The 15,854-nt window shown below is 64.2% G+C and carries 13 protein-coding genes and 1 tRNA gene; all 14 read right to left on the bottom strand.

Annotated elements, in window-relative coordinates:
• Nucleotides 1-129 (bottom strand): GTP-binding protein (locus NM961_RS23345; RefSeq protein WP_049472324.1); only part of this gene is annotated, 129 nt, incomplete at its 3' end.
• 40 nt (nt 130-169) lie between these two features.
• The gene (fusA, locus tag NM961_RS23340; RefSeq protein WP_255916837.1) at nt 170-2,263 is read right to left on the bottom strand and encodes an elongation factor G; all 2,094 of its coding nucleotides are present in this window, start codon (nt 2,261-2,263) and stop codon (nt 170-172) included.
• A gap of 18 nt (nt 2,264-2,281) precedes the next feature.
• Nucleotides 2,282-2,749: a 30S ribosomal protein S7 gene (gene rpsG, locus NM961_RS23335; protein ID WP_255916836.1), complete on the bottom strand. Its 468-nt coding sequence runs from the start codon at nt 2,747-2,749 to the stop codon at nt 2,282-2,284.
• 19 nt (nt 2,750-2,768) lie between these two features.
• Entirely contained in the window at nt 2,769-3,143 is a 375-nt protein-coding gene (rpsL, locus tag NM961_RS23330; protein WP_255916835.1) for a 30S ribosomal protein S12, read from the bottom strand.
• Between the two features lie 187 nt (nt 3,144-3,330).
• The gene (rpoC, locus tag NM961_RS23325) at nt 3,331-7,539 is read right to left on the bottom strand and encodes a DNA-directed RNA polymerase subunit beta' (RefSeq protein ID WP_255916834.1); all 4,209 of its coding nucleotides are present in this window, start codon (nt 7,537-7,539) and stop codon (nt 3,331-3,333) included.
• A 25-nt stretch (nt 7,540-7,564) separates the two neighbouring features.
• A complete protein-coding gene (gene rpoB, locus NM961_RS23320) occupies nt 7,565-11,731 on the bottom strand; it encodes a DNA-directed RNA polymerase subunit beta (protein ID WP_255916833.1) in 4,167 nt (1,388 codons plus the stop codon).
• A gap of 207 nt (nt 11,732-11,938) precedes the next feature.
• Nucleotides 11,939-12,316, bottom strand: a complete 378-nt coding sequence (gene rplL, locus NM961_RS23315) for a 50S ribosomal protein L7/L12 (protein WP_255916832.1) — start codon at nt 12,314-12,316, stop codon at nt 11,939-11,941.
• Nucleotides 12,317-12,376: 60 nt separating this feature from the next.
• Complete coding sequence (gene rplJ / locus NM961_RS23310; RefSeq protein WP_255916831.1) at nt 12,377-12,901, bottom strand: 50S ribosomal protein L10; 525 nt, start codon at nt 12,899-12,901, stop codon at nt 12,377-12,379.
• A 344-nt stretch (nt 12,902-13,245) separates the two neighbouring features.
• Complete coding sequence (rplA, locus tag NM961_RS23305) at nt 13,246-13,947, bottom strand: 50S ribosomal protein L1 (protein ID WP_255916830.1); 702 nt, start codon at nt 13,945-13,947, stop codon at nt 13,246-13,248.
• Nucleotides 13,948-13,951: 4 nt separating this feature from the next.
• Entirely contained in the window at nt 13,952-14,380 is a 429-nt protein-coding gene (gene rplK, locus NM961_RS23300) for a 50S ribosomal protein L11 (protein WP_255916829.1), read from the bottom strand.
• A 147-nt stretch (nt 14,381-14,527) separates the two neighbouring features.
• Nucleotides 14,528-15,088 (bottom strand): transcription termination/antitermination protein NusG, encoded by a 561-nt coding sequence (nusG, locus tag NM961_RS23295; protein ID WP_255916828.1) that lies wholly within the window; start codon nt 15,086-15,088, stop codon nt 14,528-14,530.
• An 11-nt stretch (nt 15,089-15,099) separates the two neighbouring features.
• Entirely contained in the window at nt 15,100-15,480 is a 381-nt protein-coding gene (secE, locus tag NM961_RS23290; RefSeq protein ID WP_255916827.1) for a preprotein translocase subunit SecE, read from the bottom strand.
• A 68-nt stretch (nt 15,481-15,548) separates the two neighbouring features.
• Nucleotides 15,549-15,624 (bottom strand) — tRNA-Trp (locus NM961_RS23285).
• Between the two features lie 105 nt (nt 15,625-15,729).
• Nucleotides 15,730-15,854, bottom strand: a 125-nt coding sequence (locus NM961_RS23280; protein WP_500691679.1) for an EF-Tu C-terminal domain-related protein, incomplete at its 5' end; no start/stop codon positions are given.

The following is a 15,854-nucleotide window of genomic DNA, read 5'->3' as shown; positions in this document are numbered from 1 at the left end:
CTCGCCACCGAAGCGCTCGGCTCCGATCTTCGTCAGCGCTGCCGTCAGCGTCGTCTTGCCGTGGTCCACGTGACCGATCGTGCCGACGTTGACGTGCGGCTTGGTGCGCTCGAATTTACCCTTTGCCATGACTCAAACCTCAAAACAGTGAAAAGCGGGACGACCCAACTCAGCTGGCCTTCTTGATCACCTGTTCGGCGATGTTGTTCGGCGCTTCGGCGTAGTGGTCGAATTCCATGGTGAACGTGGCGCGGCCCTGCGACATGGAGCGCATGGCGGTGGCGTAGCCGAACATTTCGCCCAGCGGCACCAGCGCGTTGATGACCTTGCCGGACGGGCTATCGTCGGAACCCTGCAGGATGCCGCGACGACGGGAAAGATCGCCCATCACGTCACCCATGTAGTCTTCCGGCGTCACGACCTCGACCTTCATGATCGGCTCAAGCAGGACCGGATTGGCCTTGTTGAAGCCTTCCTTGAAACCCATCGAGCCGGCGATCTTGAACGCCATTTCGTTGGAGTCGACTTCGTGGTACGAACCATCGACCAGGCGGATCTTGACGTCGACCACCGGGAAGCCGGCGAGGATGCCGTTCTGCATCGCTTCGCGGATGCCCTTGTCGACCGCCGGCACGTATTCCTTCGGCACCGAACCGCCGACCGTCGCGTTCTCGAAGATGTAGCCCGCGCCGCGTTCCTGCGGTTCGATTTCGAGCACGACGTGGCCGTACTGACCCTTACCGCCCGACTGACGCACGAACTTGCCGTCCTGCTTGACCGCCTTGCGAATGGTTTCGCGGTAGGCCACCTGCGGCTTGCCGACGTTGGCCTCGACGTTGAACTCGCGCTTCATGCGGTCGACGATGATTTCCAGGTGCAGCTCGCCCATGCCGGCGATGATGGTCTGACCCGATTCCTCGTCGGTGCGCACGCGCAGCGAAGGATCTTCCTGCGCCAGGCGCGACAGCGCCAGACCCATCTTTTCCTGATCCGACTTGGTCTTCGGCTCCACCGCCATGGCGATGACGGGCTCCGGGAAGACCATGCGTTCCAGGGTGATGACGTCGCTGGGCGCGCACAGCGTGTCGCCGGTGGTCACGTCCTTCAGGCCGACCGCCGCGGCGATGTCGCCGGCACGGACTTCCTTGATTTCATCGCGCTGGTTGGCGTGCATCTGCAGGATGCGGCCGACACGTTCTTTCTTGCTCTTGACCGGGTTGTACACCGTGTCGCCGGAGTTCAGCGTGCCCGAGTAGACACGGAAGAACGACAGCGAACCGACGAACGGATCGGTCATGATCTTGAAGGCCAGGGCCGAGAACGGATCGGTGTCCAGCGCAGCGCGCGAGGCTTCCTGTTCGTTCTCGTCGATGCCCTTGACCGGCGGACGGTCCGACGGCGCCGGCAGGTAGCGGATGACCGCATCCAGCATCGCCTGCACGCCCTTGTTCTTGAAGGCCGTGCCGCAGAACACCGGAATCAGGCTGGTCGCCAGCGTGCCGACGCGGATGCCCTTCATGATTTCCTCTTCGGAGAGTTCACCCTCTTCGAGGTACTTGTTCATCAGTTCTTCGGACGTTTCGGCAGCGGCTTCGACCATGAAGCTGCGCGCAGCTTCGCAGTCCTTGACCAGATGGGCCGGGATGTCGCGGTATTCGAACTTGGTGCCCTGGGCTTCGACGTCCCAGTAGATCGCCTTCATCTTGATGAGGTCGACCACGCCTTCGAAATTGTCTTCCGCGCCAATCGGCATCTGCATCGGCACCGGGTTGGCGCCGAGACGGGCCTTCAGCTGGCCGACAACCTTGCCGAAATCGGCGCCGGTGCGGTCCATCTTGTTGACGAAGGCCAGACGCGGCACGCCGTACTTGTTGGCCTGGCGCCAGACGGTTTCCGACTGCGGCTGCACGCCGCCCACGGCGCAGAGCACGAACACGGCGCCGTCGAGCACACGCAGCGAGCGCTCGACTTCGATGGTGAAGTCAACGTGCCCCGGGGTGTCGATGATGTTGAAACGGTGTTCCGGGAAGGACATGTCCATGCCCTTCCAGAAGCAGGTCGTCGCGGCGGACGTGATGGTGATGCCGCGCTCTTGTTCCTGCTCCATCCAGTCCATCGTCGCGGCACCTTCGTGCACTTCGCCGATCTTGTGGTTGACGCCGGTGTAAAACAGGATGCGCTCGGTCGTCGTCGTCTTGCCGGCATCGATGTGAGCCATGATGCCGAAGTTGCGATAACGCTCGATGGGGGTAGTACGGGCCACGGTCGGTTCCCTCAGCTCTTACCAGCGATAGTGCGAGAACGCCTTGTTGGCTTCCGCCATACGATGCGTTTCTTCGCGCTTCTTGACCGCGGAACCGCGGTTCTCGGCAGCTTCCAGCAGCTCGGCAGCGAGCTTGCGCGGCATCGAGTTCTCGCTGCGCTTGCGCGCGGCGTCGATGACCCAGCGCATGGCCAGCGCGGTGCGGCGGGCCGAACGGACTTCGACCGGAACCTGGTAGGTGGCGCCGCCGACGCGGCGGGACTTCACCTCGACCGCCGGAGCGACGTTGTTCAGCGCCTTCTCGACGAGGCCCAGGGAGTCGGCGTTCTTCTGGCCGATGTGGTCGAGCGCGCCGTAGACGATGCCTTCGGCGACCGACTTCTTGCCGCTCTTCATCACCATGTTGATGAAGCGGGCAATCAGCTGGCTGTTGTGCTTGGGATCGGACAACAGCACGCGGGTGGGGGCGGAACCTTTACGCGACATGATTCAGGCCTTTTCTAAATTACTTCTTCGGGCGCTTGGCGCCGTACTTGGAACGACCCTGGCGACGCTTGGCGACGCCGGCGGCGTCCAGCGAACCGCGCACGGTGTGGTAGCGCACGCCCGGCAGGTCCTTCACACGACCGCCGCGGATCAGGACCACCGAGTGTTCCTGCAGGTTATGACCTTCGCCACCGATGTAGCTGATGACCTCGTAGCTGTTGGTCAGACGGACCTTGGCCACCTTGCGCAGCGCCGAGTTCGGCTTCTTCGGGGTGGTGGTGTATACACGGGTGCAGACGCCGCGACGCTGCGGGCAGCTCTGCAGCGCCGGAGAGGCGCTCTTGTAGGTCTTCGGGCTACGCGGTTTACGCACCAGCTGGTTGATAGTCGCCATTCGTGGATGCCTTAAGAAACAAAAGACAGGCCGAAACAAATCGACCTGCCAAGACGCAAGAGTTTAACAAGCGGTTGACAAGGGCGTCAACAAGACGCCCTGGCCTTCACATCCCTGTATTCGAACACGAGGCACGTCCTGTGCCTCATTTCGATGTCGTTTTTTGCGCCGCCAAGGGCGCAGGATCTTAGCCGTTGTCGTCGGCGGAGTCGGCCACGAATTCGGTAACGCCACCGCGCAGGGTTTCGATATCCGAATCCGACAGACCACCGGCCGCGAGACGGCGGCGGGTGCTGTGATAGGCCAAGCCAGTACCGGCCGGAATAAGACGGCCGACGATAACATTCTCTTTCAGGCCACGCAAGGTATCGCGCGTACCGCGCACCGCCGCCTCGGTCAGCACGCGGGTCGTTTCCTGGAACGACGCCGCCGAGATGAACGACTCGGTCGCCAGCGAGGCCTTGGTGATGCCCAGCAGCACCGGATCGAACTGTGCCGCCAGCTCGCCGCGGGCTTCGGCGCGGCGGTTTTCCTCGATCATGCGGATGCGGTCGACCTGCTCGCCGCGCAGGAAGCGGGTGTCGCCGGAAACCGTGATCTCCACCTTGCGCAGCATCTGGCGGATGATGGTTTCGATGTGCTTGTCGTTGATGCGCACACCCTGCAGGCGGTACACGTCCTGGATTTCCTTGACCAGGTAGGCCGCCAGCGGCTCCACGCCGAGCAGGCGCAGGATGTCATGCGGATTGGGTTCGCCGTCGACCACGGTTTCGCCCTTCTCCACGTGCTCGCCTTCAAACACGATGACGTGACGCCACTTGGGAATCAGTTCCTCGTGCTCGTTGCCGTCGACGTCCTTGATGATCAGGCGCTGCTTGCCCTTGGTGTCCTTGCCGAAGCTGATGATGCCCGAGCGCTCCGCCAGGATGGCCGGTTCCTTGGGCTTGCGCGCTTCGAACAGGTCGGCCACGCGCGGCAGACCGCCGGTGATGTCGCGGGTCTTGGAGGTTTCCTGCGGGATACGTGCAACCACGTCGCCCACGCCCACTTCCACGCCGTCCTGCAGCGAGACGATGGCGCCGGCCGGCAGGTAGTACTGCGCCGGGATGTCGGTGCCGGGCAGCTTGAGTTCCTTGCCCTTCTTGTCCTCGATGCGCACGGTCGGACGCAGGTCCTTGGCCTGGGTGCCGCGGCGCTTGGGATCGGTCACCACCGCGCTTTCCAGACCGGTCAGTTCGTCGGTCTGGGCCTGCACGGTCACGCCATCGATGAAGTCGATGAAGCGCAGCACGCCGGCGACTTCGGAAACGATCGGATGGGTGTGCGGATCCCAGTTCGCAACGACCTGCCCGGCCTTGACCGGAGCACCGTCCTTGACCGAGATCGTCGCGCCGTAAGGCACCTTGTAGCGCTCGCGCTCGCGGCCGTGGGTATCGAGCACCGACACTTCGCCCGAACGCGACACCGCGACCAGGTGGCCCTGGGCGTGCTGTACGGTCTTGAGGTTGTTGAAGCGCAGCGCGCCGGTGGTCTTGACCTGCACGTTATCCACGGCAGCCGCTCGCGAAGCCGCGCCGCCGATGTGGAAGGTACGCATGGTCAGCTGCGTGCCGGGCTCGCCGATGGACTGGGCCGCGATGACGCCGACGGCTTCGCCCTGGTTGACCAGGTGGCCCCGCGCGAGGTCGCGGCCGTAGCACTGGGCGCAGACGCCGAAGCGGGTTTCGCAGGTGATCGGCGAACGCACCTTGATCGACTGCACGCCGGCCTGGTCCATCTTGTCGACCAGGGCTTCGTCCAGCAGGGTGTTGCGGGTGACGATGGGCTGGTCGTCGTTGCCCGGGGCATAGACGTCCTCGGCCACGACGCGGCCCAGCACGCGGTCGCGCAGCGGTTCGACCACGTCGCCGCCTTCGACGATCGCGGTCATGGTCAGGCCTTCGTAGGTCTCGCAGTCCTGCGTGGTGACGACCATGTCCTGGGCGACGTCAACCAGGCGGCGGGTCAGGTAGCCCGAGTTCGCCGTCTTCAGCGCGGTGTCGGCCAGACCCTTGCGCGCGCCGTGGGTCGAGATGAAGTACTGCAGCACGTCCAGGCCTTCGCGGAAGTTGGCCTTGATGGGCGTCTCGATGATGGAGCCGTCCGGCTTGGCCATCAGGCCGCGCATGCCGGCGAGCTGGCGGATCTGCGCCGCGCTACCGCGCGCGCCGGAGTCGGCCATGATGTAGATCGAGTTCATCGACTTCTGCTCGACCGTCTCGCCCTTGGCGTTCTGCACCTTCTCGGTGCCGATACCGCGCATCATGGCCTGGGCCACCTGCTCGTTGGTGCGCGACCAGATATCGACAACCTTGTTGTAGCGCTCGCCCGCGGTGACCAGACCCGACTGGAACTGCTCCTGGATCTCGACCACTTCCTTCTCGGCGACCTCGAGGATCGCCTTCTTCTCGCGCGGGATCTTCATGTCGTCGATGCCGATGGAGATACCGGCGCGCGTGGCGTAGTGGAAGCCGGTGTACATCAGCTGGTCGGCGAACACGACCGTGTCCTTCAGACCCAGCTTGCGGTAGCAGGCGTTGATCAGGCGCGAGATGTTCTTCTTGGTCAGCTCGGTGTTGACCAGCGCGAACGGCAGGCCGGCCGGGATGATCTCGTGCAGCAGGGCGCGGCCGACGGTGGTGTCGACGATGGCCATGCGCTCGGTGCGCTCGCCGGTCTGATCGTCACGGTCGGTGAGCTTGAGGCGCACCTTGACCTTGGCGTGCAGTTCTACCGCGCGGTTCTGGTAGGCGCGGTGAACTTCGGCGACGTTGGCGAAGACCATGCCCTCGCCCTTCGCGTTCACCAGCTCGCGCGTCATGTAGTACAGGCCCAGCACCACGTCCTGGGTCGGCACGATGATCGGATCGCCGTTGGCCGGGGACAGGATGTTGTTGGTCGACATCATCAGCGCGCGCGCTTCCAGCTGCGCTTCCAGCGACAGCGGCACGTGCACGGCCATCTGGTCGCCGTCGAAGTCGGCGTTGAACGCGGTACAGACCAGCGGGTGCAGCTGGATCGCCTTGCCTTCGATCAGCACCGGCTCGAACGCCTGGATGCCCAGACGGTGCAGGGTCGGCGCGCGGTTGAGCATGACCGGGTGCTCGCGGATCACCTCTTCGAGGATGTCCCACACCTGGGCTTCTTCGCGCTCGACCAGCTTCTTGGCCGCCTTGATCGTGGTGGCCAGGCCGCGGCGCTGCAGCTTGGAGAAGATGAAGGGCTTGAACAGCTCCAGCGCCATCTTCTTGGGCAGTCCGCACTGGTGCAGACGCAGGGTCGGGCCGACCACGATGACCGAACGGCCGGAGTAGTCCACGCGCTTGCCGAGCAGGTTCTGGCGGAAGCGGCCCTGCTTGCCCTTGATCATGTCGGCCAGCGACTTGAGCGGGCGCTTGTTGGTGCCGGTGATGGCGCGGCCGCGGCGGCCGTTGTCCATCAGCGCGTCGACCGATTCCTGCAGCATGCGCTTCTCGTTGCGCACGATGATGTCGGGCGCGTTGAGTTCGAGCAGGCGCTTGAGGCGGTTGTTGCGGTTGATGACGCGGCGGTACAGGTCGTTCAGGTCGGACGTCGCGAAGCGGCCGCCGTCCAGCGGCACCAGCGGACGCAGGTCCGGCGGCAGCACCGGCAGCACGGTCATCACCATCCATTCCGGACGGTTGCCCGACTCCAGGAAGCTCTCGACCAGCTTGATGCGCTTGGACAGACGCTTGAGCTTGGTTTCCGAGTTGGTGCTGGCGATTTCCTCGCGCAGCTTGATCAGTTCCTGGTTGAGGTCGATGGCCTTGAGCAGTTCGTAGACGGCCTCGGCGCCCATGCGCGCGTCGAACTCGTCGCCGTGCTCTTCCACCGCCTGCAGGTACTGTTCCTCGGTCAGCAGCTGGCCGCGCTCCAGCGCGGTCAGGCCGGGCTCGACCACGACATAGGCTTCAAAGTACAGGATGCGCTCGATGTCGCGCAGGGTCATGTCCAGCATCAGGCCGATGCGCGAGGGCAGCGACTTGAGGAACCAGATGTGCGCGGTCGGGCTGGCCAGCTCGATATGGCCCATGCGCTCGCGGCGCACCTTGGCCAGGGTGACTTCGGTGCCGCACTTCTCGCACACCACGCCACGGTGCTTCATGCGCTTGTACTTGCCGCACAGGCACTCGTAGTCCTTGATCGGACCGAAGATGGCGGCGCAGAACAGGCCGTCGCGCTCCGGCTTGAAGGTGCGGTAGTTGATCGTCTCCGGCTTCTTCACTTCGCCGAACGACCAGGAGCGGATCAGGTCCGGCGAGGCCAGGCCGATGCGGATGGAGTCGAAGTCCAGCGTCTGCCGCTGCTGGTTGAACAGGTTGAGCAAGTCTTTCATTTCGTAATCTCCTCAATCCGGCCGCTTACTTCGTCTCTTCCAGCTCGATGTTGATGCCGAGCGAGCGGATTTCCTTCACCAGCACATTGAAGGATTCCGGCATGCCCGCCACCATCTCGTGGTTGCCGTCGACGATGTTCTTGTACATCTGGTTGCGGCCCGGCACGTCGTCGGACTTGACCGTCAGCATTTCCTGCAGCGTGTAGGCCGCGCCGTAGGCTTCCAGCGCCCACACTTCCATTTCGCCGAAGCGCTGGCCGCCGAACTGCGCCTTGCCGCCCAGCGGCTGCTGGGTGACCAGCGAGTACGGGCCGGTCGAACGCGCGTGCATCTTGTCGTCGACGAGGTGGTTCAGCTTGAGCATGTGCATGTAGCCGACGGTGACCGGACGGTCGAAGGCTTCGCCGGTGCGGCCGTCGATCAGGATGGTCTGGCCCGATTCGGGCAGACCGGCCAGCTGCAGCATGTGCTTGATTTCTTCCTCGAACGCGCCGTCGAACACCGGCGTGGCCATGGGCACGCCCTTGGTCAGGTTCTTGGCCAGCACCTTCAGCTCGTCGTCGTTGAACTGGTCCAGTTCGACGCGATCCTTGCCGTAGCTGCCCTTGTCGTGGTTGTAGATCTGGTCGATGAACTTGCGCAGTTCACTGGCCTTCTCGTTCGCCGCGAGCATGGCTTCGATCTTGTGGCCCAGGCCCTTGGCGGCCCAGCCCAGGTGCACTTCCAGCACCTGGCCGATGTTCATACGCGACGGCACGCCCAGCGGGTTGAGCACGATGTCGATGGGGCGGCCGTCGGCGGAGAACGGCATGTCTTCCACCGGCACGATCATCGAGACCACACCCTTGTTGCCGTGGCGGCCGGCCATCTTGTCGCCTGGCTGGATGCGGCGCTTCACGGCCAGGTAGACCTTGACCATCTTGAGCACGCCCGGCGCGAGGTCGTCGCCCTGGGTGATCTTGGCCTGCTTTTCCTTGAAGCGGCGGTCGAATTCCTCGCGGTGGCGGCGAATCTGCTCGGCCGCGCGCTCCAGGAACTCGGCGGCGTCGTCGTCCTTGACGCTGAGCTTGAACCACTCGTCCTTCTTCAGCTCGTCGAGGTATTCGTTGGTGATCTCGGCGCCCTTCTTCAGGCCGTTCGGGCCGTGGTTGGCGGTCTTGCCGATCAGGGCCGAGCGCAGACGCGCGTAGATCGCGCTTTCGAGGATGCGGAACTGGTCGTCGAAGTCCTTCTTGACGCGCTTGACTTCCATTTCCTCGATCTGGCGCGCGCGCTTGTCCTTCTCGATGCCGTCGCGGGTGAACACCTGCACGTCGATGACGGTGCCATCCATGCCCGGCGGCACGCGCAGCGAGCTGTCCTTAACGTCGGACGCCTTCTCGCCGAAGATCGCGCGCAGCAGCTTCTCTTCCGGGGTCAGCTGCGACTCGCCCTTGGGCGTGACCTTGCCCACGAGGATGTCGCCGGCCTTCACCTCGGCGCCGATGTAGACCACGCCGGATTCGTCCAGGCGCGACAGCGCCTGCTCGCCCACGTTGGGAATATCGGCGGTGATTTCCTCCGGGCCCAGCTTGGTGTCGCGGGCGACGCAGGACAGTTCCTCGATGTGGATCGTGGTGTAGCGGTCTTCCTCGACCACGCGCTCGGAGATCAGGATCGAGTCTTCGAAGTTGTAGCCGTTCCAGGGCATGAACGCGATCAGCATGTTCTGGCCGAGCGCGAGCTCGCCGATGTCGGTGGACGGACCATCGGCCAGCGCGTCGCCGGCGGCGACGATGTCGCCCACCTTGACCAGCGGACGCTGGTTCATGCAGGTGTTCTGGTTGGAACGGGTGTACTTGGTCAGGGTGTAGATATCCACGCCGGCGTCGTTGTCGCCGACTTCGGATTCATGCGCGCGCACCACGATGCGGCCGGCGTCCACCTGGTCGATCACGCCGCCGCGCTTGGCCAGCACCAGCACGCCCGAGTCGCGCGCCACGGCGCGCTCGATGCCGGTGCCGACCAGCGGCTTCTCGGCGCGCAGCGTCGGCACGGCCTGGCGCTGCATGTTCGCGCCCATCAGTGCGCGGTTGGCGTCGTCGTGTTCCAGGAACGGCACCAGGGCCGCCGCGACCGACACGGTCTGCATCGGCGAGACGTCCATGTAATGCACGTCGCTGGCCAGGCGCAGCTCGGATTCGCCACGGTAACGGCAGGCCACGTATTCGTCGACGAAGCGGCCTTCCTCAGTCATGGGCGAGTTGGCCTGGGCGATCACGAACTCGCCTTCGCCGATCGCCGAGAGGTAATCGACCTCGTTGGTGATCTTGCCGTCGGCCACGCGGCGGTACGGCGTCTCCAGGAAGCCGTAGTCGTTGGTGCGCGCGTACACGGCGAGCGAGTTGATCAGGCCAATGTTCGGACCTTCCGGCGTCTCGATGGTGCAGACGCGGCCGTAGTGGGTCGGATGCACGTCGCGCACTTCAAAGCCGGCGCGCTCGCGGGTCAGGCCGCCCGGACCCAGCGCCGAGACGCGGCGCTTGTGGGTGACTTCCGACAGCGGATTGTTCTGGTCCATGAACTGCGACAGCTGCGAGGAGCCGAAGAACTCCTTGATCGCCGCGGCGACAGGCTTGGCGTTGATCAGTTCCTGCGGCGTCAGGCCTTCGGACTCGGCCAGCGACAGGCGTTCCTTGACCGCGCGCTCGACACGCACCAGGCCGATGCGGAACACGTTCTCGGCCATTTCGCCGACCGAACGCACGCGGCGGTTGCCCAGGTGGTCGATGTCGTCGACCACGCCGCGGCCGTTGCGGATCTCGCACAGGGTGCGGATCACGTCGAGGATGTCCGAGGTCTGGCCCAGTTCCTTGACCAGCTGCTTGGAGTTCTCGTCGTTGCGCTCGGACAGGTACTTGTAGTCGTACAGGATGCCCGGGCCGTTGTCGTCCTTGCGGCCGACGCGGCGGTTGAACTTCATGCGGCCGACGCGATCGAGGTCGTAGCGCTCGAAGGTGAAGAACAGGTTGAAGAACAGGTTCTGCGCCGCTTCCTTGGTCGGCGGCTCGCCCGGACGCATCATGCGGTAGATTTCGACCAGCGCCTCCAGCGGCGTCTTGGTCGAGTCGATGCGCAGGGTCGAGGAAATGTACGGGCCGCGGTCCAAGTCATTGACCCACAGCGTGGCGATCTTGTCCACGCCGCCCTTGCGGAACTTCTCCAGCAGGCTCTCGTTGAGTTCCTCGTTGGCCAGGGCCAGCAGCTCGCCGGTCTTCTTGTCGATGACGTCGTGGGCCAGGATGCGGCCGAGCAGGTAGTCGTCCGGCACTTCCAGCGAGCCGATCGCTTCCTTCTGCAGCTCGCGCACGTGGCGCGCGGTGATGCGCTTGCCCGCCTCGACCACGACGCGCTCGCCTGCGCGCAGGTCGAAGTTCAGGGTTTCGCCGCGCAGGCGCTCGGCGACCAGTTCGAGTTCGGCGCCGCCCTGCTTGCCCAGGGTGAACACGTTCTTCTCGAAGAACAGGTCGAGCATCTCGGCATTGGTATAGCCCAGCGCGCGCAGCAGCACCGTCACCGGCAGCTTGCGGCGGCGGTCGATACGGGTGAACAGGCAATCCTTGGGATCGAATTCGAAGTCGAGCCAGGAGCCGCGGTACGGGATCACGCGGGCGGAGAACAGCAGCTTGCCCGAGCTGTGCGTCTTGCCGCGGTCGTGGTCGAAGAACACGCCCGGCGAACGGTGCAGCTGCGAGACGATGACGCGCTCGGTGCCGTTGACGATGAAGGTGCCGGTGTCGGTCATGAGCGGCAGTTCGCCCATGTAGACTTCCTGCTCCTTCACGTACTTGATGGCCTTGTTGTTGGCCGGGCTCTCGCGGTCGTAAATGACCAGGCGCACAGTCACGCGCAGCGGGGCGCCGTAGCTCATGCCGCGCTGGCGGCATTCGCGCTCGTCGAACGGCGGTTCGCCCAGACGGTAGCTGACGTATTCCAGGGCCGCATTGCCCGAATAGCTCGTGATCGGGAACACCGACTTCAGCGCCGCGTGCAGGCCCTTGTCTTCGCGGGCGGTGATGCCGCCGGCGTCGAGCTGGAGGAACTCCCGGTAGGAGTCCACCTGGATGGCGAGCAGGAAAGGCACGTCAAGCACGACGGGGCGCTTGCCGAAATCCTTGCGGATACGCTTCTTCTGGGTGAACGAGTAGGTCATGGTCGGGTACCGCCTCGGGTCGTCAAAACCGCCGCTGCGGAGACAGCGGCGTGGAAGGGAAAACAGTTATCGGCAAACGGTGTCGTACCAGTTCCGTTAGTCACGGCTTGCCGATAACCGCGGTGCAGCAAACAACAGTGAAAGCCCGGGGGCTTACGCCCCCAGGCTTTCGTCGTGCCTGGACTAGCAGGCGACGCAACGCGCCGCTTACTTGATCTCGACGGTGGCGCCAGCAGCTTCCAGTTCCTTCTTGAACTTGGCCGAGTCGTCCTTGCTGACGGCGTCCTTGACGGTGGCCGGAGCGGATTCGACCAGGTCCTTGGCTTCCTTCAGACCCAGGCCGGTGATGGCGCGGACGGCCTTGATGACTTCGACCTTCTTCTCGCCGGCCGACTTCAGCACGACGGTGAATTCGGTCTTCTCTTCGACCGGGGCGGCAGCGGCAGCAGCCGGGCCAGCCGCGACGGCGACCGGGGCGGCGGCGGACACGCCGAACTTTTCTTCCATCGCCTTGACCAGTTCCATCACTTCGATGAGGGTCTTGCCGGCGATCGCTTCGATGATCTGCTCGTTGGACAGAGACATTGTGTTAACTCCTGGAAATTACGGCTAAGTGGTAAATTTCGTGACCGGCTGGCGTGTGGCTCAAGCCGCCTGCTTCTCACCGGCTGCCTTGGTAACGCGCGCGATCTGCGACGCGGGTTCCGACAGCAGGCGGACGAGCATGGTGGCAGGCTGGACGAGCACGCTGAGGAACATGCTGAGCGCCTGTTCGCGGGTCGGCAGCGAGGCCAGCACATCGACGTGCGAGCCCGGGTATGCCTTGCCGCCGATGGCGACCAATGCAGGTTTCAGCTTGTCCGCGCCCTTGGCGAAATCCTTGATCAGGCGGCCGGCAGCACCGGGATCTTCCTTCGAGAAGGCATACAGCAGAGGACCGACCAGCGAGTCCTTGACGCACTCGTAATCGGTACCTTCCACTGCGCGCGCAACCAGGGTGTTCTTGGCAACTTTCAGATACACACCCGACTGACGCGCCTTCTTGCGCAGCTCGGTGAGCTGCCCGACAGTAAGACCCGCGTACTCGGCGGCGACCAGGGAATAAGCCGAGGAAGCCACATTCGCCAGTTCGGCAACGACCTCTTTCTTTTGCGCAAGATTGAGCGCCATTGCGTTCTCCGAACCGGATCGCAGCGCACTCCTGTGCGGCTGCATCCATCAGCGAAACGGACCGTCCATCCTTGTGGATCCGCTGGTATCTTTCGATACCGGTTTGGTGGCCGTTCCAGGAAAACCTGTTACGGGCAACACCATCTACGCAGGCTGGCGGTTTAAGGCACTTCGCGCCACGCTGCCGGGAGCTTCCATCGCAATGCTGCGCTTCCCTGCTCTCCCGGGCGTGCCGCTAGGGCCGCCTGCGGTCTTTGACGGCTCCCGGCCGTCGTGGCCGGGTGCCCTCAAAATGGATTCCGGCGCACTTCCGGCGCCGGGGTGCGGCTTGCGCCGCGAATTGCTTACTGCTTCAGACCCAGGCTGGACTGGTCGACGATGACGCCCAGACCCATGGTGGTCGACAGCGAAACCTTCTGCAGGTACTGGCCCTTGGCCGTCGCCGGCTTAGCCTTGAGCAGGTCGGCCAGCAGCGCGTTGAGGTTGTCCTTCAGCGCGTCGGCTTCAAAGTTGGCCTTGCCGATGGTGGCGTGGATGATGCCGGCCTTGTCGTTGCGGAACTTGACCTGGCCCGCCTTGGCGTTCTTCACCGCGGTGGCGACATCGGCCGTAACCGAGCCGTCCTTCGGGTTCGGCATCAGGCCGCGCGGACCCAGCAGCTGGCCGAGCTTGCCGACGACGCGCATGGCGTCCGGCGTCGCGATCACGCGGCCGAAATTCAGTTCGCCGCCCTGCATCTTCTCGGCCAGGTCGTCCATGCCCACGGCGTCGGCGCCGGCAGCCTTGGCCGCTTCAGCCTTTTCGCCCGGCGGGCAGAACACGGCCACGCGGATGGTCTTGCCGGTGCCGTGCGGCAGCAGGCTGGAACCACGCACGCCCTGGTCCGACTTCTTGGCGTCGATGCCGAGACGGACGGCCACGTCGACCGATTCGATGAACTTGGTCTTGCTGTTGTCCTTGAGGATCTTCAGCGCGGCTTCGACCGGATAGGCCTTGCCCGGCTCGACCAGGCCCTGCATTGCTTTGAAACGCTTGGTGAGTGCCATGTCTTCAGATCTCCGTGTTCAGGCCCATGCTGCGCGCGCTGCCGGCGATGGTGCGCACGGCGGCTTCGAGGTCAGCGGCGGTGAGATCCGGCATCTTGGTGGTGGCAATCTCTTCGAGCTGCTTGCGCGTCACCTTGCCGACCTTCTCCGTGTTCGGGCGCTTGGAACCCGACTGGATGCCGGCGGCCTTCTTCAGCAGGATCGAGGCCGGCGGGGTCTTGGTGATGAAGGTGAAGGAACGGTCGGAATAGGCCGTGATCACGACCGGAATCGGCAGGCCCGGTTCCAGCTTCTGCGTGGCGGCATTGAACGCCTTGCAGAATTCCATGATGTTCAGGCCGCGCTGACCCAGCGCAGGACCGACCGGCGGCGAGGGGTTGGCCTGACCGGCCTTCACCTGCAGCTTGATGTAACCAACTACTTTCTTTGCCATTGCTAGTCTCCGGGTAAAAGCGCCTGGATTTCAGGCTCCCCATCGCACCAGGGATTCGCGTGCCCTGATTCCACGTTTTTCAAGACAGACTGCCGGCGATACCTGGCGAGCGGCCTTGACGGCGCTCTGCCCGGCGGCGCCGGCGCTTCAGGCTTTCTCGACCTGGCCGAATTCCAGCTCCACCGGGGTGGAGCGGCCGAAGATCAGCACGGCCACGCGCAGGCGGCTCTTTTCGTAGTTGACTTCCTCGACCACGCCGTTGAAGTCGTTGAACGGGCCTTCGGTGACGCGGACCATTTCGCCCGGCTCGAACAGCACCTTGGGCTTGGGCTTTTCCACGCCTTCCTGCACGCGGCGCAGGATTGCGTCGGCTTCGGAATCCTTGATCGGCAGCGGGCGGTCGGCGGTGCCGCCGATGAAACCCATGACCTTGGAAGTTTCCTTCACCAGGTGCCAGGATTCGTCGTCGATCTTGGGCGCCTTGTTCTCGGTGTCGGTCTCGATCTGCACCAGCACGTAGCCGGGGAAGAACTTGCGCTCGCTGCGGCGCTTCTGGCCGCCGCGCATTTCGATGACTTCCTCGGTCGGGACCAGGATCTCGCCGAACTTGTCTTCCATGCCCGCGCGCACGACGCGGTCACGCAGGCCCTTGGCGACCTGGTGTTCAAAACCGGAATAGGCGTGGACGACGTACCAACGTTTGGCCATGGGCGGCGTCCTCAGATCTTGAGCAGCCAGTCCATGACCACGAACTTCAGCAGAAGGTCGATCAGGCCAAGGATGAGACTGATGATGATGACCACGACGACGATGACGCCGGTGGTGCGGATGGTCTCTTCGCGGGTCGGCCAGACCACCTTGCGCAGTTCGAAGCTCGATTCGGTCAGGAACGAGCGCAGGCTGCGGCCCGGGGCGGTCAGGCTGCCGACGAACGCGGCGCCGACGAACGCGGCCATCAGGCCGAGTATGCGCAGCACCTGGGGCGCATCGGCAAAATAGTAAAAGCCCGCGATACCACCGACCAGGATGGCGGCGGCAAGCACGAGCTTGACGATATCGGCGGCGTTGGTGCCGGAAGCTTGTTCGACTTTCGCGTTCATGTCCCTTGCTGCCGAGGCGGCGCCAGCTTAGGCGCTTGCGCCTTCTGCCACGCCGGACTTGCAATCAATGGCACGCCAGGAGGGACTCGAACCCCCAACCTGCGGTTTTGGAGACCGCTGCTCTGCCAATTGAGCTACTGGCGTACCGCGTAAAACTCTGGTCTTGCCGAAAACGGCGATGGCGGCTCGCGCCGCCAAAGCCAGTTTCCGCCGCCCGGCGCGATTTCAAGCGCGCCGGGCGATTTTTTCTCAGGCGAAGATCTTGGCGACGACGCCGGCGCCGACGGTGCGGCCGCCTTCACGGATCGCGAAGCGCAGGCCTTCTTCCATCGCGATCGGGGCGATCAGCGTCACCACCATCTTGATGTTGTCGC

The sequence above is a fragment of the Tahibacter harae genome, assembly GCF_024437735.1.
Classification (GTDB): domain Bacteria; phylum Pseudomonadota; class Gammaproteobacteria; order Xanthomonadales; family Rhodanobacteraceae; genus Tahibacter; species Tahibacter harae.
This window is presented reverse-complemented; position numbering and strand designations above follow the sequence as displayed.

Bases quoted from the DNA above. Each gene is read 5' to 3' on its own strand.
- rpsG (WP_255916836.1), bottom strand. From the start codon at position 2,749: ATGTCGCGTAAAGGTTCCGCCCCCACCCGCGTGCTGTTGTCCGATCCC.
- rpsL (WP_255916835.1), bottom strand. From the start codon at position 3,143: ATGGCGACTATCAACCAGCTGGTGCGTAAACCGCGTAGCCCGAAGACC.
- rpoC (WP_255916834.1), bottom strand. From the start codon at position 7,539: ATGAAAGACTTGCTCAACCTGTTCAACCAGCAGCGGCAGACGCTGGAC.
- rpoB (WP_255916833.1), bottom strand. From the start codon at position 11,731: ATGACCTACTCGTTCACCCAGAAGAAGCGTATCCGCAAGGATTTCGGC.
- rplL (WP_255916832.1), bottom strand. From the start codon at position 12,316: ATGTCTCTGTCCAACGAGCAGATCATCGAAGCGATCGCCGGCAAGACC.
- rplJ (WP_255916831.1), bottom strand. From the start codon at position 12,901: ATGGCGCTCAATCTTGCGCAAAAGAAAGAGGTCGTTGCCGAACTGGCG.
- rplA (WP_255916830.1), bottom strand. From the start codon at position 13,947: ATGGCACTCACCAAGCGTTTCAAAGCAATGCAGGGCCTGGTCGAGCCG.
- rplK (WP_255916829.1), bottom strand. From the start codon at position 14,380: ATGGCAAAGAAAGTAGTTGGTTACATCAAGCTGCAGGTGAAGGCCGGT.
- nusG (WP_255916828.1), bottom strand. From the start codon at position 15,088: ATGGCCAAACGTTGGTACGTCGTCCACGCCTATTCCGGTTTTGAACAC.
- secE (WP_255916827.1), bottom strand. From the start codon at position 15,480: ATGAACGCGAAAGTCGAACAAGCTTCCGGCACCAACGCCGCCGATATC.